This is a genomic window from Nocardia sp. NBC_01377 (assembly GCF_045040005.1).
Classification (GTDB): Bacteria; Actinomycetota; Actinomycetes; order Mycobacteriales; family Mycobacteriaceae; genus Nocardia; species Nocardia noduli.
Window position 1 is genome coordinate 6,838,163 of sequence record NZ_CP109566.1, and the last position, 21,438, is coordinate 6,859,600.

Here is a 21,438-nt window from a genome sequence, read left to right on the forward strand (position 1 = left end):
CACCAGTGTGCGATACCGCCCGGTTCGCTTACTATGCGGTTGCCCTCTGCTGGAACCGCATAGTAAGCGACTACGCTCCCGGCAGCATCGCCCGCACGGTATCGATCGTGTCGGCCTCTTCGGCCGTCTTGTCCGGGCGGTATCGGACGACTCGCGCGAAACGCAACGCGACCCCGCCAGGGTATCGCGGACTCACCTGAACGCCGTCTAGAGCGATTTCCACGACCAGTTCCGGCCACAGGTAGACGGTGTACTCGTCGCGGGACCGTTCGTGCCGGGGGAACTCGGCCGTCTGCCAGTGCAGCAGCGCGTCGGTGAGGCCCTTGAACGTCTTCCCGATCATCACCGGCTCGCCGGTCACGGGATCGCGGGCCCCGAGATGCAGGTTCGACAGGTATCCGGTCCGGCGTCCGTACCCCCATTCCGCGCCGAGCACCACCAGGTCGAGGGTGTGCGTCGGCTTGACCTTCTGCCAGGCCCGCCCGCGTCTGCCCGCCGCGTACGGCGCGTTCAGCGATTTGATCATCACGCCCTCGTGGCCCGCCGCCAGCGCGCCGTCGAAGTATTCGGCGGCGGCTTCGGCGTCGGGGCGCAGCAGCGCGGGGATACTGTGCGCGCACGCCACTTTCGTCAGCGCGAGCCTGCGCTCGTGCAGCGGCGCGTCGAGCAGATCCTGCCCGTCCAGGTGCAGGCAGTCGAAGAAATACGGATGCAGCAGCAGTTCACGGGTGGGATTGGCCCCCGGCGGCAGCGCGCTCGGATCGAAGACCGAGAACCGGCTCATCGTCTCCTGGAACGGGCGTGGCCGTCCGGCGTCGGTGAGCGCGAGGGTCTCCCCGTCCAGCACGACACTGGCGCAATCCAGGCCGCGCACGAGTTCGACCAGTTCCGGCACACTCGCGGTGATATCGCGCAGCGTCCTGGTGAAGACCCGCACGGTGTCGCCGTCGCGGTGCACCTGGATGCGCGCGCCGTCCATCTTGTGCTCGACACTCACCTCGCCGCCGAATTCGTCCATCGCCTCCTCCAGGCTCGGGCCGGGAGCGGCGAGCATCGGCTGGACCGGGCGCCCCACCCGCAACCGGAACCCCGCCAGCGCGTCGACGCCGCCGGTGCGCGCCGCGAGGGCCGTCACCGGCAACTGCCCGCAGAGCATGAAGGCCCGGCGCACCAGTTCCAGCGGGACATCGGCCGATACCGCCACCGCTTCGCTCACGACGGCGGTGAGCGCGCCCTGGCGCAGTTCACCGGACAGCAGCCTGATCAGGAAGGCCTGTTCGGCGGCCGTGGCCGCGGTCCACAATGTCGTGAGAAGGTCTCTGCGCCGATTGACCGAGCCCGCGCCGGTCGTCGCGGCGATCTCGGCGAAGGCGGTGTCCACCTCGGAGACGGTCAACGCGGGGGATTCGGCGGCCGGGCCTTCCAGGGCCGTGAGCGTACGCCAGCCCGCGCCGATACGCCCCTGTCGCAGCTCACCAGAGACCCAGGAGACCACGGGCTCCAGTTCCTCGGGCGCGGCCGTGTCCAGCAGCGCGGCGATGGCGGTGATCTTCGTTTTCCGGGACCGGGTGGCGCGAACGGTCTCCGAAGCCTGCACGACATCCGAGAACAGCACCTGACGACCGTAACCCGACGGTGTGACATATCGCTCAGCTCTGCTGTTAATCGCCCATTGGCAGGGCTGCGAAAACCCCCATAAACTGGACATATGGCCAAGACTTACGTCGGGGCGCGGCTTCGCCAGCTGCGCACCGAACGAGGACTGAGCCAGGTCTCACTCGCCGCGAAGCTGGAGATCTCGGCGAGTTACCTCAATCAGATCGAACACGATGTGCGACCGCTCACCGTGCCGGTTCTGCTGCGGATCAGCGAAGTGTTCGGCGTCGACGCGACCTTCTTCTCCTCCCAGGACGACACCAGGCTCATCGCCGAACTCCAAGAGGTCGTCATGGACCAGGAACTCGGTATCGAGGCCGACGCCCAGGAAATCGCGGATATGGTCTCGGCGCATCCGAGCATGGCCCGCGCCCTGGTGAACATGCACAACCGCTACCGCAACACCAGCGCCCAGCTCGCCGCCGCCACCGAGGACCGTTTCGCCGACGGTTCCGGCAGCGCGACCATCAGCAAACCGCACGAGGAAGTCCGCGACTTCTTCTATCAGCGCCAGAACTACATCCACGAACTCGACACCGCCGCCGAGGAACTCACCAACCGCATCCGCTTCCACGGCGGCAATGTGAACAGCGAGATCGCCCGTCTGCTGCGCGGATACGACGTGCGCATCATGGAACGCATCGATCTCGGCGAAGGCGTACTGCACCGCTACGACCCCGAAACGTTGCAACTGGAGATCTCCCCGCACCTGTCCGGCGGGCAGCGCACCTTCAAACTCGCCGCCGAACTCGCCTACTTCGAATGCGGCGATCTACTCGAAAAGCTGGTCGAGGAAGGTAATTTCGCGTCCGAGGACACCAGGAAACTGGCCATGCTCGGCCTGGCGAACTATTTCGCCGCCGCGACGGTGCTGCCCTATACGCAATTCCACGAGATCGCCGAGGATTTCCGCTACGACATCGAACGACTATCGGCCTACTTCACCCAGAGTTACGAGACCATCTGCCACCGTCTCTCGACCCTGCAACGGCCGAAACTGCGCGGCGTCCCGTTCTCCTTCGTGCGCGTGGATCGCGCGGGCAATATGTCGAAACGCCAGTCCGCCACCGGATTCCACTTCTCCTCCAGCGGCGGCACCTGCCCGCTGTGGAATGTCTACGAGACCTTCGCCTATCCGGGCAAGATCATGACCCAGATCGCCCAGATGCCCGACGGCCGCAAATACCTGTGGATCGCCCGCACCGTCGAACGCCGCGCCACCCGCTACGGCCAGCCCGGCAAGACCTTCGCCATCGGCCTCGGCTGCGAACTGCGCCACGCGGGTCGCGTCGTCTACGCCGACGGCATCGACCTCGGCGAGGCCGCCGCCACCCCCATCGGCGCGGGCTGCCGCGTCTGCGAGCGGGCCAACTGCCCCCAGCGCGCATTCCCACCGCTGGGCAAGGTCCTCGACATCAGCGAGCACCGCAGTTCGGTGTCGCCGTACGTCCTGAAATAGGCTGAGCGGGCCTGGCGAACGAAATGCCCGCCACCCTTCGCTGTCCGCGTGCACAACCCTACAGCCCACGATCGAACACCTACTGTCGACAACCCATTTCTCGAATCGAACTCGATGGCTCACGCACTCTTCCGGGTCGCGATCGTCAACTACTTCATAGGCCACGTCGCGACTACAGTGCGGCCACGACCGAGGTGTCCCGGATCGTCGCTACAGTAAGCACTGGGCGAACAGGTTCGCGGTAAACTCTCGGCACGCATCGCGCGTTGCCTGCTGTTCAGGATGAGAACCATAAGCCCGAAGGGGACTGCCACGATGTACGTCGAACGTGTTGCCCTCAAGAACATTAAAGGCTTCGCTGAAGTCGATCTCGACTTCTCGGGGACTGACGGCCGGCACGCTGGCTGGGCGGTTGTGACAGGAGACAACGGCTCTGGTAAAACTGCATTGATCAAGTCGATCTGCATGGCGGTCCTCGGTCCGGATGACTCCAGAGTGCTATTGACCGACCTCCGCGGATGGGTGACCGAAGGACAGAAGACAGGCTCGGTCTCGGTCGAAGTAAAACCTCACCACGTATTCGACCGGACGGCCAAAGGCGGCTTTCGTATGCAAAGTACATTCTGGGCAGAAATAGAATTTACGCACGAAGGGGGGGCTTGGGCGCTATCGTCGGCGGATATAAACAGAAAGAAAAGGAAAGGCGCCTTCAACGGTCCATGGTCCGTAGGCACCCCGGGATGGTTCCTTCTCGGCTATGGACCGTTTCGACGCCTGTACGGCAGCTCACCTGATGCACAACGACTCATGGTTATATCGGGTCGCGTGCCTCGCATGGCAACTCTCTTCAAAGAAGACGCGACTTTAGGGGAATGCGAGATGTGGGTCAAGCAGCTGAACTACAAGAAGCTCGAGGAGCAGGAGTCCGAAAGGATCGCTCTGGAGAGTCTACTCAACATACTTAATGACGACTTCCTTCGACACGGCATATCTGTCAAGGGCGTCAACTCGGAAGGCATTTGGCTCACAGATGCCGCAGGGCGAAATATGCCACTTTCCGATATGAGCGAGGGATACCGTTCCGCGTTAGCTATGCTGATAGATATCTTCCGCCATATGGTGGACGTGTACGGTGCCATTGATCTGATTTCACAGGACGACGAGGGGCATTTCTTCGTGAATCGGCCCGGAGTGGTGGTCATTGATGAAGTCGATTCACATCTCCATCCCGCTTGGCAAAGAGAAATTGGATTTTGGCTGAAACGGCACTTCCCATTGGTGCAGTTCATCGTCACAACTCATAGCCCGTTGGTCTGCCAGGCAGCCGACCAAGGAAGAATTTACCACCTTCCGCAACCAAGCACGGGAATAAACGCCTTCAAATTATCTGCGGAAGATTTCAACAAGATCATCGCAGGGAAACCTGATCAGATCTTGGTCTCGCCTGCATTCGGAATGCCGTACACACGCTCGGAGAACGCCGTCCAGGCGAATCGTATGCACACTCGACTGCGCGCAAAGCAGCTGGCAGGCAAGATTACCGAATCCGAGGAGCGAAAGCTCGAGCAGCTTGCGCTGTTCGCTGATTGAGCAGTGGCATGCGCCGTATACATAAGAATCAGCTCCATTTTGTCGACCGCGTGGAGCTACTGCGACGATCACGCGCAGTTTCGACAAAATCCGAAGCAGAAATCGAGTGGAAGAAATTTCGACGGTCCAGCAAGAGTAACCCGATCATCGCGGCATTACAGAATTCAGTGGGACCTAGGCAACGATGCGTCTACTGCTGTGATTCCAGATCAGCCGACGTGGATCATTTCATACCAGTAGCAAAGAACTACCGATTGACATTTACATGGAGCAACCTTTTATGGGTTTGCCCGGAATGCAATCGCAGGAAAAATGCGAAGTTTCCCGTAAACGCAGCAGGAGAGCCGCTTGTACTCAACCCTGAAGCTGTGGATCCATGGAACCATTTCATTCTCGATACCGCGAACGGACTCATTGGTCCCCGCTACCTGGAATCAGATTTCGATGCGATCGGCGAAGCGACTCTCGAAATACTCGAATGTATCAATTACGAAGCTGTCACCGAAGGTCGAAAAAGAGTTATTCGCCGATATCACGAAGCTTTAGATCATGTGCTTTCGAGTAAATGCGCCGAGCAGGCAATGCGTGCCGTAGCCAGAGAAATCAACGAAGACGACTTCGGGCTCTCGGCTTGGTTCGCACTGCACGAAGGTGCGGAAGAGGAGCCGTTCCTAGAATTCAAGAAGCGACTTCCTCGGCAGTGGCGCGCTTTTCTTCGACTGTCCGCAAAACATATCTGACCGCGGCGATATCGCTCAGAAGGCGGATTCGTCCAGGTCCATGATGTCGTTGTCAATGGCGGCAAGGATTGCGCGGGTGGCAGTAAGTTGGGGGAGGACGTTCTTGGCGAAGAAGTTCGCGACGGCCACCTTTCCCTCGTAGAAGGGGCGGTCCTTCGCCGTGGCGTCGGCGGCGAGGGCGGAGGCGGCGATCTCGGCTTGTTCGAGCAGGCGCCAGCCGATGAGTAGGTCGCCGACTGCCATCAGGAAGCGCACCGAACCGAGACCGACCTTGTACAGCTCGGGCGGATCCTGTTGTCCCGCCATGGCGTAGCCGGTGAGGGTGGCGGCCATGGCGCCGACGTCGGCGAGCGCGGTGGCGAGCAGGGCGCGTTCGACCTCGAAACGTCCGGTCGCGGCTTCGAGGAACGCGGTGATCCTGCCGCTGACGTGGGCCAGCGCGACGCCCTGGTCGCGAATGATCTTGCGGAAGAAGAAGTCCTGGGCCTGGATTGCGGTGGTGCCCTCGTAGAGGGAGTCGATCTTGGCGTCGCGGATGTACTGCTCGATCGGGTAGTCCTGTAGATATCCCGAACCACCCAGGGTTTGCAGGGATTCGGTGAGGAACTGGTAGGCCCGCTCGGAACCGACGCCCTTGACGATCGGAAGCAGCAGATCGTCGACGCGATGCGCCAGATCCGCGTCGGCACCCGAAACCAATTGCGCCACATCGATGTTCTGGTGGGCGGCGGTGTAGAGATAGACCGCGCGCAGACCTTCCGCGTACGCCTTCTGCATGGCGAGGGATCGCCGCACATCGGGGTGGTGGGTGATGGTGACGCGCGGCGCGGCCTTGTCCGACATCTGCGTCAGGTCGGCGCCCTGCACCCGCTGCGTGGCGTAGTCGAGCGCGTTGAGATATCCGGTGGACAGCGTTCCGGTGGATTTGATGCCGACGACCATGCGCGCGTTCTCGATCACCTGGAACATCTGCGCGATGCCGTTGTGCACACCGCCGACCAGCCAGCCCTTCGCGGGGACCTCGGTGCCGCCGAAGGTGAGTTCGCAGGTCGGCGAGGATTTCAGGCCCATCTTGTGTTCGAGCCCGGTCACGAAGACGCCGTTGCGTTCGCCGAGTTCGAGTGTCTCGAAATCGAACAGATACTTCGGCACGTAGAACAGCGACAATCCCTTGGTGCCGGGGCCCGCGCCCTCGGGCCTGGCCAGCACGAGATGGAAGACGTTCTCGGCGACGTCGCCCACGTCGGCTCCGGAGATGAACCGTTTGACGCCCTCGATATGCCAGGAGCCGTCCTCCTGGGCGATCGCCTTGGCGCGACCCGCGCCCACATCGGAGCCCGCGTCGGGTTCGGTCAGCACCATCGTGCCCTGCCAGCCGCGTTCGTAGCCGGTCCGCGCCCAGTGCCGCTGCTCCTCGGTGCCGACGTTGTAGAGCACCGAGCCCAGAACCGGGCCGAGGTTGAAGAAGCTGGCGGAGGGATTGGCGCAGGTGAGCATCTCCTGAACCGCCCACACGATCGCGGCGGGAGCAGGGGTGCCGCCCATGCCCTCGGGCAGTCCGAGTCTGCTCCAATCCGCCTCGTTGACGGTCAGGATGGTCTTGCGCAACGGTTCGGGTACCGAGATCGAAAAGGTAGCCGGATCGTAGGTGATGGGGTCGCGGTCGGCGGTGGCGAACGATTCGGCGATCGGCCCTTCCGACAATCGCCGCACCTCGGCCAGGATCTCGCGCACGGTATCGGAGTCCAGATCGCCGTAGGCGCCGGTATCGAGGAGCTTGTCCAGCTGCAATACCTCGAACAGGTTGAACTCGATATCTCGCACATTCGCCCTGTAATGCCCCACCGCGGCCTCCTCGACTCACGACAGGCGGGATCACACGACCCCGCATCCGACTCCTGGCGCTGTACGAGTCCACAGCCTGCCGCATCCCGATCCGGCTACGCAACCGTAGGGGCGCCGTCTCGAACAGTCGATCGACCGCAACTGAGATCGGGGATCGCAGCGCTGTCCGAGCGGCCACATCGCACAGATTCATGCATTCTGATCTGTTCATATTGCCTGAATAGGTCGCAGTTGAGACCATCTACGCATGGGCGAGGTCTCGGTGGCGGCAGCGGCCGCCGAGCTGGGCGTGAGCAAGCGGCAGGTAACCAGGCTGGCACGAGCACGCGACCTCGACGTGACCCGTGAGGTCGGGGGTGCACTCCTCCTCGATTCCGCGTCGGTTCACAGGTGGGCACAGAGGCGTCGGCTTCGCGGGCGACCGTGGAGCGAAGGGAAGAACCCCTACTTCGCATCGATCGCGACGGACGACGAGACCACAGCGGTGGTCGCGACAACGGATGCCGCCGAGACAGTGCCGATCGCAGCGGTGGCGGTGGATCTGATGGAGTCGCTCGACACGAGAGAGCGAAGCGCGGGCGCACGGGTTCTCCAGGAGCTGATCGATGCCCGCCGATAGTCGGCCGACATGGACGGTGTCGGCGCCGCCGGGAGGATGGGCACATCCCTGGCCGCAAGCCGCCGAGCTCGCGAGGGAGATCCGTCCGAGCAGTGGACCCTGATCGGCGGTTTGATGGTCCAGCTCCATGCCGTCCGCGCGGGACTGCCTGCGAGCCGGGCAATGGTGGACGTCGACATGGTGCTGCATATCGAGACCGGTAACACCACATTCGGCGGAGTGCGCGAACAGCTCGAGAAGCTCGGATACACGCTGCGCCTTCCTATCGGCGATGGACCCGTGCACCGCTTCGAGCGAGCCGACGAGCAGGTCGACGTGATGGTTGCCGATCACCTCGCCCCGAAATGGCAGCCGAAGGTTCTCGGCATTGCGAAAGCGTGCTTCGATGTGGAAATCGGCGACACCACGATACGACTCAGCGTGCCGGATGTTCTCGGAGCCCTGGTTCTCAAAGGTGCCGCCTACAAAGCGGATCCGCGAGACCCCTCCCGCCATCTCGACGACGCCGCGGTGCTCGCATGTGCCGTCGACAATCCGATGGACGAACGAAAGCGGATGCAGGGCAGCGATCATGGACGGGTTCTGGTCCTGGCGAAGCAATTGGAGAGCGTCGATCACCGCTCATGGAGCGGGATTCCTGTCGAACATCGCAGTCGGGGGCACAGGGCATTGCAGTTGATTGCCGGGGTTTCCACGGGGTCTCGCGTCGGCGCACGACGGCGACTCCGTTCCTGAGCCGATTCTCCGCCGCCGAGCGGAAGATATCGCGCTCGTGAACCGGCTTCCGGAGCCTCCGACCGCCGGATGAGCGGGTGTCTCACAGGAGTTCATTCGCTGGTCACCGAAAACGTTCACGTCGTTGAAACATCGGCAATCGAGTCGTCACCGCGGGATATTCCGGCGCAACAACTCGCGTCTACCGTTCCCACCACGAATACAGACGTTGTATACACACCGGTCTACAGCTAGGGCCGATGCGGAAGGGCGGACGTATTCGGTGCGACGTAACCCCCGACGTCGCCGAACACCTGATGAGGAGAAGGGTCCCGACCCATGCCAGATTCCCCTGCCGATAATCGGCACAGCTCCGTGTCGGCCACGCGGTCGCCGTTCGGCGCCACATCGCCGCGCCGGGCACGTATGACCAAGGTCTTGGTCGTGCCGACGGCGCTCGCGCTCGCCGGTCTGTTGCTGACCGCCTGTGGCGCCAAGGACGACGCCTCGACCGAAGGTTCCACCGCCGCATCCTGCGTCGACACGTCGAAGCCCACGATCAAAGTCGGTTCGCTGCACTCGCTTTCGGGCACGATGGCGATCTCCGAGGTGACCGTCGCCAACTCGACCAAACTCGCGGTCGACCAGATCAACGCCGCCGGTGGGGTTCTCGGCAAGAAGATCGACGTGGTGCTGGAGGACGGCGCCTCGGACCCGAAGACCTTCGCCGAGAAGGCCGAGAAACTGATCAGCTCGGACTGCGTTGCGGCGGTCTTCGGCGGTTGGACCTCCTCGAGCCGTAAGGCCATGAAGCCCAAGTTCGAGAGCCTGAACTCGCTGCTCTACTACCCCGTGCAGTACGAGGGCCTGGAAGACAGCAAGAACATCTTCTACACCGGCGCCACCACCAATCAGCAGATCATCCCGGCGCTGGACTACCTGAAGCAGAAGGGAATCACCTCCCTCTACCTGGTGGGTTCGGACTACGTCTTCCCGCAGACCGCCAACCGCGAGATCAAGGCGTACGCCGCGGCCAACGGTATCGAGATCAAGGGCGAGGACTACACCCCGCTCGGTTCGACCGACTTCTCCACCATCGTGAACAAGGTGCGCACCGCGAAGGCGGGCGCGGTGTTCAACACCCTGAACGGCGACTCCAACGTCGCGTTCTTCCGCGAGTACACCAACGCGGGCCTCAAAGCCGCTGACATGCCGGTTGTCTCGGTGTCCATCGCAGAAGAAGAGGTCGCCGGCATCGGCGCCCAGAACATCGCGGGCCAGCTGACCGCGTGGAACTACTACCAGACCGTCGACTCCCCGCAGAACAAGGCATTCGTCGACGCCTACAAGGCCGCTTTCGGCGCCGACAAACCCACGTCGGATCCGATGGAGGCCGCCTACGCCTCGGTCTACCTGTGGAAGAACACCGTCGAGAAGGCGAACTCCTTCGCCGTCGCCGATATCCAGGCCGCCGCCGACGGTGTCAGTTTCGATGCCCCCGAGGGCAAAGTCACCATCGACGGCGCCAACCACCACATCACCAAGACCGCCCGCATCGGTGAGATCCGCCCCGACGGCCTCATCTACACGGTCTGGGATTCCGGCAAGCCCATCCAGCCGGACCCGTACCTGAAGTCCTACGAGTGGGCCAAGAACCTCAAGTAGGAAATAGGAGTTCACGGCCCGAACGGTCTGGTCTGCACCACGACCAGACCGTTCCCCGTCCTCCACGCATCGCAAAACCCCGTCACACGACGCACCCACGAACGCGTACCCACGACGGACACGGTTCCCAGCAAGAACGGCCCCGTCCCCACTTTCGCACCCACGACGCGCGAGCCCGACGAGCGCCGTTCGCGGCCCGTCTCGCGTCCGAGCGGTCGAAGCAATGCGACGAAGTCGCGAGTCTCGACCGCTCGGACGCGAGACAAAGGGGGCCGCGAACCCGCGGCCCCCGGGCCGCCAAATTACAGGAGTCCACATGGACGTCGTGATCGGTCAGCTCTTCACTGGTTTGAGCCTCGGATCGATTCTTCTGCTCGCCGCGCTCGGCCTGTCGTTGACCTTCGGTCAGATGGGCGTCATCAATATGGCGCACGGCGAATTCATCATGGCCGGCTGCTACACGACTTACGTCGTGCAGAAGGTGTTCTCGTCAGCGGGTGTTTCTCTGCTGGTCTCCCTGCTGATCGGGTTCCTGGTCGGTGGCGCGTTGGGGGCGGCGCTGGAGATGGGTCTGATCCGCTGGATGTACGACCGTCCGCTCGACACCTTGCTCGTCACCTTCGGTGTCGGTCTGGTGTTGCAGCAGGCGGCGCGCGATATCTTCGGCGCTCCCGCCAAGAACGTGCTCGTCCCCGAATTCCTCAGTGGCGGTGTCACGATCCTGGGCGCCGTCGTGCCGAAGACCAGGATCTTCATCCTCGTTCTCGCGGTGGCGGCGGTGATCGTCTTGGCCATCGCTCTCAAGACCACGCCGCTGGGTCGCCGCATCCGGGCGGTCGTGCAGAACCGCGGGCTGGCCGAAACCAGCGGTGTCTCCAGCCGTTTCACCGATATCAGCACCTTCTTCATCGGTTCGGGCCTGGCGGGCGTCGCCGGTGTCGCGCTGACGTTGATCGGTTCGACGAGCCCGACCATCGGTCAGAGCTACCTGATCGACGCGTTCCTCGTGGTCGTCATCGGCGGCCTCGGACAGATCAAGGGCACCGTGATCGCGGCGTTCGCGCTCGGCCTGCTCAATTCCTTCATCGAGTACTCGACGACCGCATCGATCGCGAAGGTCATCGTCTTCGTGGTGATCGTCATCTTCCTGCAGGTCCGGCCGCAGGGCCTGTTCACCGTTCGGACCAGGAGCTTGGTATGACCACACTCGGCACTCGGATGCGTGAGCACTCTACGCTGACCACGCTGGGTGGTTTCGCGATCGCCGCGATCCTGTTGTTCGCGGTGGCGCCCGCGCTGCTCAGCGATTTCCGACTCAATCTGCTCGCCAAATTCCTCTGTTTCGCGATCGTGGCCGCCGGTATCGGATTGGCTTGGGGCAGAGGCGGAATGCTCACCCTCGGGCAGGGTGTGTTCTTCGGTATCGGCGCCTACATCATGGCCATGCATCTGCAAATGGCGGACGCCACGCGTCTCGGCAACGATGTGCCGGAGTTCATGGAGATCTCCGGTATCCGCGAATTGCCGACGTTCTGGCAGCCTTTCGCGTCCGGTCCGGTCGCGATCCTCGGCATCCTGTTGCTGCCCGCGCTGGTCGCGGCGGTGCTCGGATACGGCGTGTTCAAGCGCAGGGTCAAGGGCGCGTATTTCGCCATCCTGAGTCAGGCGTTGGCGGCGGCGCTCGCGATTCTGCTCACCGGTCAGCAGGCCATCGGCGGTTTCACCGGGCTGTCGGATTTCCGGGCGTTCTTCGGCTTCAAGCTGTCGGATCCGGCCAACCGCAAGATGCTGTTCTTCATCGCCGCGGCCACGCTGCTCGTGGTGGTGGCTCTGGTGCGTCAGCTGATGCGCAGCCGCTACGGCGAACTGCTCGTCGCGGTGCGTGACCAGGAGGAACGGGTACGTTTCCTCGGTTACGACCCGGCCAATGTCAAGATCGTCGCCTACGTGGTCGCCGCGTTCTTCGCGGGTATCGCGGGCGCGCTGTTCACCCCGATCGTCGGCATCATCTCACCCGCCGATATCGGTGTCGTGCCGTCGATCGCCTTCCTGATCGGCGTCGCCATCGGCGGCCGGACCACGCTGCTCGGCCCGGTGCTCGGCGCGATCGGCGTGGCGTGGGCGCAGACCGCGTTCTCCGAACAGTTCCCCTCGGGCTGGACCTACCTGCAGGGTGTGCTGTTCATCGTGGTCGTCGGCTTCATCCCGGCGGGTCTGGCCGGAGTATGGCCGATGCTCAAGGGCGCCTACGACGCCAGGTTCGGCAAGGCGGTCGAACCGGAGACGTCCGCGAAAGCCGAAGAGTCCGAACCGAAAGCGGAGGAACCAACGGCGAAACCGGAGCCGGAATCCGGCACCGACGACGCGCAGGCCGCCGAGGAGAAAGTGGAATCGCGATGACAACGACAACCCACGAACCCAAGCCCGGCGGAAACGCGGGCATGGACAGCGAATATCTCGAGATTCGCGGTCTCTCGGTCAGTTTCGACGGTTTCAAGGCCGTCACCGATGTCGACATCACGGTGTTGCAGGGCGATCTGCGATTCCTGATCGGACCCAACGGCGCGGGAAAGACCACGCTGATCGACGCGATCACCGGCCTGGTCCCGGCGACCGGTTCGGCCACGAAATCCGGTTCGCAACTGGTCGGAAAGAAGGTCCACCAGATCGCCAGGCTCGGCGTCGGGCGGACCTTCCAGACCGCGAGCGTCTTCGAGCAGCTCTCGGTGCTACAGAACCTCGACATCGCCGCGGGCGCGAGGCGTTCGGCGCTGACCATGCTGCGTCGCCGCCGATCGGTGCTGCCGGGTATCGACGAGGCGCTCGAGATCACCGGCCTCGGCGCGTTGCGCGACAAACCCGCGGGCGTACTCGCGCACGGGCAGAAGCAGTGGCTGGAGATCGGCATGCTGCTGGTGCAGAACGCGTCGGTGTTGCTGCTCGACGAACCGGTGGCGGGTATGAGCGCCGAGGAGCGCGAGGAGACCGGGAATCTGTTGCGCCGCATCGGCGGTGAGCGGGTGGTCGTCGTGGTCGAACACGATATGGATTTCATGCGCGCGTTCGCGACGTCGGTCACGGTGCTGGCGGGCGGCAAAGTACTCAGCGAGGGCACCGTCGAACAGGTGCAGGCCGATCCCAAGGTGCAGGAGGTCTACCTCGGCACCGCGGCGGCCATCGGCACCGACCTCGAAGACGAGTCGACCGTGCAGAGCAAGGAGGCAGCTGATGCTTGAACTCATCGATATCCATTCCGGATACGGCCGCACCGAGGTGATCCACGGTGTCACGGTGACAGTCCCCGACGACAGCGTGGTCGCCGTCATGGGCCACAACGGCGCGGGCAAGACCACGTTGCTGCGGACGGCCGTCGGCCTGATCGGCACAAAATCCGGGCAGATCAAATTCGACGGTGAGGTCATCACCAAGATGCCGCCGTCGAAACGGGTCAAACGCGGAATCGCCTACGTGCCGCAGGGACAGCAGAGTTTTCCACAGCTGACCACAGCCGAGAATTTGCAGGTGGTGGCGGACGGGCGTAAACGCGGCAAGGAATTGATCGCCGAATCGCTGGATCTGTTCCCCGCGCTGCGCGAACTGCTCACCCGCAAGGCCGGGTTGCTCTCCGGTGGTCAGCGCCAGCAGTTGGCGATCGCGCGGGCGCTGATCACCGAACCGAAACTGCTCATCCTCGACGAGCCGACCGAGGGTATCCAGCCCTCGGTGGTGGCCGAGATCGAGCACACCATCATCGATCTCACCCAGCGCGGCGGTCTGAGCGTGCTGCTCGTCGAGCAGCACATCGGCTTCGCCCTACAGGCGGCGCAGAGCTATTACGTGCTGCAATCCGGACGGGTGACCTCCACCGGTGCGGGCGGCGCGGGCGCGGAGACCGACGTGCGCTCGGCGATGGCGATCTGAGCAGGGCCGCCATGCCTCGCAAGGGGCGGGTTCCGTTGAGCGAGCGGGTGTATCACTCGCTACGTCACGATCTCGCCGTGGGAGCGATCGTCGCGACCGAACGGCTCGGCGAAGAACGTCTGGCCGAAACCTACGGTGTCTCGCGCACTCCGGTGCGCGAGGCACTGGCCAGGTTGCAGGCCGACGGGCTCGTCGAGCGCCACGCCGACGGCCTCTACCCGTACCGTCCACGTCTGGAAGAACTCGACAATCTGTACGAGTTGCGAATCGTGTTGGAGCAACGGGGAATTCAACGGGTACTCGATACCGTGAGCGGATCTTCCGCTTCGGTGACCACGACCGCCGAGCCGAATTCCCCGGCACACGATCTCACCTCGGTGCGCGCCGAACTCGAGCGGTGGCGTGAATTGCGCGACGACCCACCGGAACCGGGGCCCGCGCTGGTCGCCGCCGACGAGCAGTTCCATCTCACCCTGCTGTCCGCGGCGGGCAATACCGCACTCGCCGAGGCGCTCACCGCGGTCTACGTCCGGGTGCGGCCGCTGCGCACCCTCGATCTGCCGACACCCGAACGCATCGCCATCATGGCGGCCGAGCACATCTCCGTCGCCGAGCAGTTGCTCTCGGGCGATCCGAGCACCGCGTTGCGCACACTCATCGCGCATATCGATTCGTCACGGACCCACGTGCTCGCGCGGGCCCAGCAGGCGATGCGCCTGACCAAACTCGGTCAGGCCATGCGGGACTGAACGCACGGGCGGCGCATCCGGCGTCGTCTCGTGCTGACCCGCCCGATCGCGTCCGGCCGGAACCGGTCAGCAATCGGCCTGGAACGGCATGCAATTCCTCGGGGTGCGCGCCGGGGGGCTCGGCTCGACCGTCGAGGTCTGCTCGACCGCCGATTCCGGGCCCTCGGTGTCGTGTAGCCACGCGCTCACCACCACACCCGATACCGCGAGCACGCCCGCCACCGCGACGGCGACGGCGACCCAGGCGCCCACCGACTGCGGTGCGCTCGACCGTTTGGGCGCGGGCCTGGGTTTGGGCGGCCGAGTGTGCGGCAGCGCGGCGGCGCGGACGGACGGCGCGTTGGCGGCGAAACCGTCGGCGATGAGTTCCGCGCGCGACGGCCCGTTCTCCATGCCGAGCGCACGGACCGCCGCGCCCACCCGGTCGGCGGTCCAATCGCGCGCCGCCGCCGAGAAACCTTCGATGTAGATCCGCAGTTCGGTGGCGTCGGGAACATTCGCGACGACCACGTCGAGTCCGGGGCGCAGGTTCGTGCGCGCGGGGCGGACCACCACACCGCGCGGTGGAACGAGTGCCACGACACCGCACACGTGCCCCGGATCGAGCAGCGCGCGCTCCAGTTTCTTACGTACGGCGTAGACGGCCTGTTCGAGCTGGTCGGACGGGCCGGTGCTGCTCGGGTCGTCCAGTTCGATCGGTGCCTCGCTGATCTTCCACGCACCGTCGACGATGGTGAAGATGCCGCCCTGGCGACGCCGGAAGCCCTTGACCGCGACCACCGTGATGCCGCGCGGTGTGAACAACACCGCATCGATCCTGCGGGTGCCGTTCTCACCGACGTGCAGGTCGATGGCCGCGAGGCAGGTGATGGGGAACGACCTCAGGCAGTCGACGAATTCCTTTTCGGCGCCGGAGAGCTCGGCTCCCTGCCTGACCTTAACCAGCATCGCGTTCCCCTGCCCACCTGATCCGGACCACGGCACGGAGCCGTCTGTGGGAGCGCGGTGAACCGAACCGCTACTGATGATGCATCCCCGGCCGCCCGAAAACCACCGGAAGATCGAAAAGGCCGGGTTCGCTACGCTCACAGACAGCCCGGTCCGGCGGTATCGCCGGACCCGAATCTCTATTCGCGCGGTATCGGCCGCGCAGGACGGGAAGGCGCTCGCATGGTTTCGACGTCGCAACCACGTATCTCGCCCGGACGGCTCCGTGAACTCGGACCGATCAACTGGGTTGTCTGGCAGGTGCTTTCCCGTGCCGCGGGCACCGCCGACGCACACCTGTTCAGCACCCTCGGCCGCACCGGCGGCCTCTTCCGCGGCTGGCTGCACTACTCGGGCAAACTCATGCCGGGCGGGCGGTTGACCCGACACGAATCCGAACTCGTCATCCTGCGGGTGGCCCACCTGCGCGAATGCGATTACGAGACCGATCATCACATCCGCCTGGGCAGGCGCGCCGGGGTCACCCGCGACATCCTGGAACGGTTGCGGACCGGCCCCGACGCACCGGGATGGTCACCCGCGCACCGCGCCCTGCTCACCGCCGTCGACCGGATCGTCGCCACCCGCGATATCGACGACGCCGCGTGGTCCGAACTCGCCGCCCACTACGACGAGCGCCGACTCATCGAAATCGTGTTGCTCGCCAATCAGTACGAGGGCCTGGCGTCGACCATCACCGCGCTGCGTATCCAGCGCGATGGGGTGTAGGGCGCGGGTTCCTCGACCGTTCGAATCAGGCGAGTGCCGCGCGGAAGACCTCGGCGGCGGGTGTCGAGGAACGGCCGATGAGTTTGCGCAGGTCACCCGGGTCGACGTCGAGCAGTCCGGCGGCGACTCCGGCGTCGGCGTCGGCGAGCACCTCGGCGAACTGGGCGGGCAGGCCCGCGGCGCTGGAGGCGGTCGCGTAGTCGGCCGTCGACAGGTTCTCGTAGCGCACCGGCTTACCGGATACCCGTGAAATCACCTGGGCCAGTTCGTCGTAGGTGAGCGGTTCGTCGCCACCGAGTTCGTATACCGCGCCCGCGTGGCCGTCGGTGGTGAGTACCCTGGCCGCCGCCTCCGCGTAGTCGGCGCGCGAAGCGGCGGCGACTCGTCCGGTGCCCGCCGCACCGTGCAGCACGCCGGTCTCGACCGTGTGCGCGAGTCCGCCGACGTAGTTCTCCCAGTACCAGCCGTTGCGCAGAAGTGTGTGCGGGACGGTCGATTCGGCCAGGACCGCCTCGGTCCCCCGATGCTCCTGCGCCAGGATCAGCGGATTGTCGTCGGCCTTCGGAATGCTGGTGTAGGCGAGCAATCGAACGCCCGCGCGTTCGGCGGCGCGAATGACATTGGTGTGCTGGTCGACCCGTGCGCCGAATTCGTTGCCCGAGATCAGCAGCAGCCTGTCGACGCCGGTCAGGGCGTCGTCCAGCGCTCGAGGATCGCCGTAGTCGGCACGGCGCACATCGACGCCTCGCTCGGCGAGATCGGCGATCTTGTCCGGATCGCGCACGATCGCCACGGGGGTCACACCGTCGCGCAGCAGCGCCTCGACGACGAGTCGTCCCAGGTGTCCACTGGCTCCGGTCACGGCGATGGTCATCGTTACCTCCCACTGATGTCAAACTGACAAGTACTAACTATTAGTAAGCACTATGCATCCTGTAATCCCGTAGGTCAAGTCGGTTAACATCGAGGCATGGACTCCCAGTTCGGTGCGGCGGCCGAGAGCGCCGACCCCACGCTGGAGGCCGACGTCTTCGTCAAGAACTGCACGTCACGGCCGGTATTGCAGAATGTGGCCGGACGCTGGGGCACCCTCGCCCTTGTCGCGCTGCGCGCGGGCCCCATCCGGTTCAGCGCACTGCGCCGACGGGTGGACGGCGTAAGCGAACGCATGCTCTCCCAGACCCTCCAGGCCCTGGAACGCGACGGCATGGTGCACCGCGAAGTGCACGAGACCATTCCGCCGAAGGTCGAGTACACCCTGACCGAACTCGGCGCCCAGGTCGCCGAACACTTGGAGACGCTGATCCACCTGATCGAGGCGAATATGCCCACGATTCACCAGGCTCAGGCGTCCTACCGCCGCGACTGACCGGGCGTACGCGGGCGCGGGAAGGCGGCTCGGCGGTGCGCGGTTGCACAGAGTATGGAACTCTCGACCGCCCTCGATTTCGTAGGCGCCACCAACCGCTCGGTGCTGACCACCATCCGCCGCAACGGTCGCCCACAGCTCTCCAATGTGCTGCACATCGTCGGCGACGACGGCATCATCCGCATATCCATCACCGCCGACCGCGCCAAGTACCACAATCTGCGCCGCGACCCGTGGGCGGCGATTCACGTCACCCGCGAGGATTTCTTCGCCTACGCCGTGGTGGAGGGCACCGTGGAACTCACCCCGGTCGCCGAATCACCCGACGACCCTGCCGTCGACGAACTGGTCGCCTACTACCGTGCGGCTTCCGGCGAACATCCCGACTGGCCCGACTATCGCAGGGCCATGGTCGAGGACCGCCGTGTTCTGGCCCGTCTCACCCCGGCCAATGCCTACGGCATGTTCTGAGCCTCACCCTTCGCGTTCTCGAGCGCCGGGCCGCCGAGAAACCTCCCGCCGGTTCGGCGAGGTTCCGACCCGGATCCGGCGTGTGACAAGCACGGCAACGCTCAGCACCAGCAGGAGTCCGAGCAGGGAGACGGTGGTCGTGGTGCGGGTCGGCGCGGTGACGAACGAGGAACGAAGTCGCGGATCGGCGGCGGCCACCGTCTCGGCCACCGGCGGCGGGGAAACCCCCGATGCCGACGCGATCGCCGGAGCGGACGAAACGGCGGTGGGCGAAACGGCGGTGGGCGAGGGCGTTTCGGACGGCGAGATCTCCGGGACGCGATTGACGGCGAGATCCTCCGCGACGGCGGTGAACCAGTCCAGGACGAGTCCGGTGGCCGACTGCCCGTCGGCGGCATAGCTCGCGATCGAGTATTCCCCGTGGCGACGGACCGTGTCCGTGTACCGCAGCCAGGTGAGGGGATCGAGCAACTCGGCGTTGTCGACGCTCAGGTGGCCGAGCGCGTTGAAGGTTTTGGCGATCAGGTTGAAGGCCGTGCGGCGCGGCAACGGACGACGGGCGGCGGTGACCAGTGCGGTGGTGGCGCGTTCCAGACCGGTGAGCGGATCGGGCGCCGTGGCGATACCGGCGACCTCGGACGGGGTGAAGGCGACGCCGATGATCGCGACCAGGGTGTTGAGCGCGCTGGTACCCAGTTTCAGCAATGCCTGCCGCGCTTGGGCATCGTCGTCGGCACGGGGGTCGGCGGCTTCGGCCAGCCGGACGCTGAGCGGAGCTTCGGGTGTCAGTGACAGCGTCCCGAGCGAATAGCCGCGCAGGTCGTGGTTCACGACGGCGGTCGCCGTTCTGGCGACGGTGCCCGCGAGCGCGTCCGAGATCGAGGTCAGCGCGGCGACCGGATCCGACGGCAGGAGTTCGGCCTGTCCGAGTATGTCGACGATCATGTGCAGCAGCGGGGCGCCCGGAGGCGCGTCGCAGGCGAGATCTCCCGGCAGGCACAGGGATGCGACCCGGCCGGTGAGGCCGCCGAAATCCTCGGCGATATCGCGCACGGGTCCGATGCCGCCGCCGGTCACCGACCGCTGGGAGAAGGCGGGAAGGGTATTCAGTTCCGCGCCTGTCGTTCCCGGCGCGGGCTCGGGGCGACCGCCGTCCGGAAGACCGGGCAGTATCGCGGCTCCGGGAGCCCGGGTCGGGTCGGCCAGCAGCGCGACCGCGGCGACACGGTCGGCGGGCACCGCGCTCGCGCCTCGGCCGACTTCGCTCGCGAACATCGAAACCACATGCGCGCCTTGCGAATAGCCGATCAAGCCGAGCTGGGACCTGGGGCAGCGGTCGACGACGGACTCGGCCATCACCCGCAACTGCCGCAGCCCTTCGTTTGCCGAATCGGAATAGGTCGCCGAAGTACCGGGGAACGCGCCGCCGAATCCGGCCGAGTACGGAACGTAGGCCCGTCCGGCCACGCGGCCGTCGCCCAACCGCGCGAGCGGCGCCAGCACCGTGGCCAGCAGGCCGGAATCCACGGCGATGGGCGAGTCCGGCGACGACTGGCCGGTCCCCTGCACGCCGAGTACGAAGAGTCCGGGACAGTCGGGCCCCGACGCCGCCGCGACGCCGTCGTCACCGGCCGCTGTCGCGGGATATCCGACCGCGATCGTCACGGTCACCGCGAGAACGAGGGCGCGCGCGGACCGCGTCACCGGCCAAGGGGCGGACTTCATCCGGACCTCCGAGTTCGACGGCGTGCACGAGCGACGGCATTCACGAGAGGCGGCATTCACGAGAGGCGCGGATGCGAGATCCGTCGACCGACAGACGGCCGGGACGGACGCGCGCTACGGAACGAGAAGTCCGATCACGAGATCCAATACGGTGCCGACGATCTGACCCACCACACTCAACAGCATTGTCGATTCCTTTCACCGCGATGCCCGCCTCGGTCACCATCACGCGGACGGATCGAGGCGGGCACGCATCAGTTCGGATCGCGGGTACGTTCTCCGCGAAGCGCGAAGATCAGAACAGCGCGCCGCCGAGGCCGGTGATCACACCCGCGAGGCTGGACACGACGTTGCCGACCAGATCCAGCAGACCACTGAGCAGACCCATTCTTCGTCCTCTTTCCTGGAATTCGATGTGTCGCCCGGACGACGGTCCGGACGTCCTGAGTGCGCCCGCGCGGCGCGTACGGCCGATCGCGCCGCGGGCAGTGGATTTCGTGCCGAAAGGCACAACCACTCCGTATTCGGCACGGTCGAGCAGACGGATGGCTACTGTCCGTAAATCCGTGCGGCCCGATATTCGCGCGTCCGGTTTCCGCTGCTCAGAGGGCCGGACAGCGCCCTGCCGCACGGCTTTTCAGCGATGAGAAGGGAGTGAAGGAAACATCGGCGACGTGACAACGACACTGATCAGACATGCTTTACCCGCTACGAACCGACCTCGAACGCGATTCCGGCGGCCGAGTGGACATTCCGCAACCGCCCGTGGTCGCGCTGACCGGATCGCCGGAGATCACCGGCGCCCGAGCGGATCCGACTACGGCCACGCAACTCTCGGTGACGGGCCCTCGCGCTCAGCGCGTCAACAGATCCGACACCGTGACGAACCGATAGCCCTCCGACCGGAGTTCGGCGACGATCCGGGGAACAGCGGCCAGGGCGGCTGTTCCGGATTCGTACATGACGTGCAACAGGATGATCGAGCCGGGCCGGACGTTCACGACGGTTTCGGCGACGATCTCCTCGGCGCTCGCCTCCTTGCCGGAATCCGGCGGTGGTTGTAGGTGTGGTTGCCAGGTGCGCGAATTCATCAGCGAATAGCCGCCGAACGCCGTCGCCACCATGACGACGAGCGCGAGCCCGACGCCGATCATCACCCGCTTTCGAAACATCCCTCGTGTCTAGCAGTCCGACGGCGG

General features: G+C 64.9%; 20 protein-coding genes. 14 read left to right on the top strand and 6 right to left on the bottom strand.

Annotation, left to right across the window (positions count from 1 at the left end; genetic code table 11):
* Positions 1 to 70 precede the first annotated feature (70 nt).
* Positions 71 to 1,615 (bottom strand): ATP-dependent DNA ligase, encoded by a 1,545-nt coding sequence (locus OG225_RS31535; protein WP_405178505.1) that lies wholly within the window; start codon positions 1,613 to 1,615, stop codon positions 71 to 73.
* A 93-nt stretch (positions 1,616 to 1,708) separates the two neighbouring features.
* Here OG225_RS31535 and ramB point away from each other — a divergent pair, with 93 nt between their 5' ends.
* The 3 genes from ramB (at position 1,709) to OG225_RS31550 (ending at position 5,445) form a co-directional block, all read left to right on the top strand.
* Positions 1,709 to 3,115, top strand: a complete 1,407-nt coding sequence (ramB, locus tag OG225_RS31540) for an acetate metabolism transcriptional regulator RamB (protein ID WP_216917384.1) — start codon at positions 1,709 to 1,711, stop codon at positions 3,113 to 3,115.
* 315 nt (positions 3,116 to 3,430) lie between these two features.
* Complete coding sequence (locus OG225_RS31545) at positions 3,431 to 4,705, top strand: AAA family ATPase (RefSeq protein ID WP_405178506.1); 1,275 nt, start codon at positions 3,431 to 3,433, stop codon at positions 4,703 to 4,705.
* 8 nt (positions 4,706 to 4,713) lie between these two features.
* Complete coding sequence (locus OG225_RS31550) at positions 4,714 to 5,445, top strand: HNH endonuclease (protein ID WP_405178507.1); 732 nt, start codon at positions 4,714 to 4,716, stop codon at positions 5,443 to 5,445.
* A gap of 15 nt (positions 5,446 to 5,460) precedes the next feature.
* Here the strand turns inward: OG225_RS31550 and OG225_RS31555 are convergent, their stop codons facing one another.
* Positions 5,461 to 7,290, bottom strand: a complete 1,830-nt coding sequence (locus OG225_RS31555; RefSeq protein ID WP_405178508.1) for an acyl-CoA dehydrogenase — start codon at positions 7,288 to 7,290, stop codon at positions 5,461 to 5,463.
* A 247-nt stretch (positions 7,291 to 7,537) separates the two neighbouring features.
* Here OG225_RS31555 and OG225_RS31560 point away from each other — a divergent pair, with 247 nt between their 5' ends.
* The 8 genes from OG225_RS31560 (at position 7,538) to OG225_RS31595 (ending at position 14,958) form a co-directional block, all read left to right on the top strand.
* Complete coding sequence (locus OG225_RS31560; protein WP_405178509.1) at positions 7,538 to 7,909, top strand: helix-turn-helix domain-containing protein; 372 nt, start codon at positions 7,538 to 7,540, stop codon at positions 7,907 to 7,909.
* Positions 7,910 to 7,918: 9 nt separating this feature from the next.
* Positions 7,919 to 8,644 carry a hypothetical protein gene (locus OG225_RS31565; protein WP_405178510.1) on the top strand — a complete coding sequence of 242 codons (726 nt, stop codon included), beginning with the start codon at positions 7,919 to 7,921 and terminating at the stop codon, positions 8,642 to 8,644.
* Between the two features lie 405 nt (positions 8,645 to 9,049).
* Positions 9,050 to 10,288, top strand: coding sequence for an urea ABC transporter substrate-binding protein (gene urtA / locus OG225_RS31570; RefSeq protein WP_405178511.1), 1,239 nt, complete (start codon positions 9,050 to 9,052; stop codon positions 10,286 to 10,288).
* A 316-nt stretch (positions 10,289 to 10,604) separates the two neighbouring features.
* Complete coding sequence (gene urtB / locus OG225_RS31575; RefSeq protein WP_109528957.1) at positions 10,605 to 11,489, top strand: urea ABC transporter permease subunit UrtB; 885 nt, start codon at positions 10,605 to 10,607, stop codon at positions 11,487 to 11,489.
* The gene (gene urtC / locus OG225_RS31580; RefSeq protein ID WP_405178512.1) at positions 11,486 to 12,688 is read left to right on the top strand and encodes an urea ABC transporter permease subunit UrtC; all 1,203 of its coding nucleotides are present in this window, start codon (positions 11,486 to 11,488) and stop codon (positions 12,686 to 12,688) included. The genes urtB and urtC overlap by 4 nt, the downstream gene beginning before the upstream one ends.
* Positions 12,685 to 13,524, top strand: coding sequence for an urea ABC transporter ATP-binding protein UrtD (urtD, locus tag OG225_RS31585; protein WP_405178513.1), 840 nt, complete (start codon positions 12,685 to 12,687; stop codon positions 13,522 to 13,524). The genes urtC and urtD overlap by 4 nt, the downstream gene beginning before the upstream one ends.
* On the top strand, positions 13,517 to 14,209 hold the full coding sequence (gene urtE, locus OG225_RS31590) for an urea ABC transporter ATP-binding subunit UrtE (RefSeq protein WP_109528959.1): 693 nt from the start codon (positions 13,517 to 13,519) through the stop codon (positions 14,207 to 14,209). Before urtD ends, urtE begins: the two co-directional genes overlap by 8 nt.
* An 11-nt stretch (positions 14,210 to 14,220) precedes the next feature.
* Positions 14,221 to 14,958, top strand: a complete 738-nt coding sequence (locus OG225_RS31595; protein WP_405178514.1) for a GntR family transcriptional regulator — start codon at positions 14,221 to 14,223, stop codon at positions 14,956 to 14,958.
* Positions 14,959 to 15,024: 66 nt separating this feature from the next.
* On the opposite strand, the gene OG225_RS31600 is transcribed toward OG225_RS31595, so the two are convergent.
* Entirely contained in the window at positions 15,025 to 15,906 is an 882-nt protein-coding gene (locus OG225_RS31600) for a nuclease-related domain-containing protein (protein WP_405178515.1), read from the bottom strand.
* A gap of 222 nt (positions 15,907 to 16,128) precedes the next feature.
* Between OG225_RS31600 and OG225_RS31605 the strand changes: the two genes are divergently transcribed.
* Entirely contained in the window at positions 16,129 to 16,674 is a 546-nt protein-coding gene (locus OG225_RS31605; RefSeq protein WP_405178516.1) for a carboxymuconolactone decarboxylase family protein, read from the top strand.
* A gap of 25 nt (positions 16,675 to 16,699) precedes the next feature.
* On the opposite strand, the gene OG225_RS31610 is transcribed toward OG225_RS31605, so the two are convergent.
* Positions 16,700 to 17,548 (bottom strand): SDR family oxidoreductase, encoded by an 849-nt coding sequence (locus tag OG225_RS31610; RefSeq protein ID WP_405178517.1) that lies wholly within the window; start codon positions 17,546 to 17,548, stop codon positions 16,700 to 16,702.
* A 96-nt stretch (positions 17,549 to 17,644) separates the two neighbouring features.
* Between OG225_RS31610 and OG225_RS31615 the strand changes: the two genes are divergently transcribed.
* Both OG225_RS31615 and OG225_RS31620 read left to right on the top strand, forming a co-directional pair.
* A complete protein-coding gene (locus tag OG225_RS31615) occupies positions 17,645 to 18,043 on the top strand; it encodes a winged helix-turn-helix transcriptional regulator (RefSeq protein WP_405178518.1) in 399 nt (132 codons plus the stop codon).
* Positions 18,044 to 18,097: 54 nt separating this feature from the next.
* A complete protein-coding gene (locus tag OG225_RS31620) occupies positions 18,098 to 18,514 on the top strand; it encodes a PPOX class F420-dependent oxidoreductase (RefSeq protein WP_405178519.1) in 417 nt (138 codons plus the stop codon).
* 3 nt (positions 18,515 to 18,517) lie between these two features.
* On the opposite strand, the gene OG225_RS31625 is transcribed toward OG225_RS31620, so the two are convergent.
* On the bottom strand, positions 18,518 to 20,239 hold the full coding sequence (locus OG225_RS31625) for a cutinase family protein (protein ID WP_405178520.1): 1,722 nt from the start codon (positions 20,237 to 20,239) through the stop codon (positions 18,518 to 18,520).
* 854 nt (positions 20,240 to 21,093) lie between these two features.
* On the bottom strand, positions 21,094 to 21,411 hold the full coding sequence (locus tag OG225_RS31630; protein WP_405178521.1) for a hypothetical protein: 318 nt from the start codon (positions 21,409 to 21,411) through the stop codon (positions 21,094 to 21,096).
* Positions 21,412 to 21,438 lie beyond the last annotated feature (27 nt).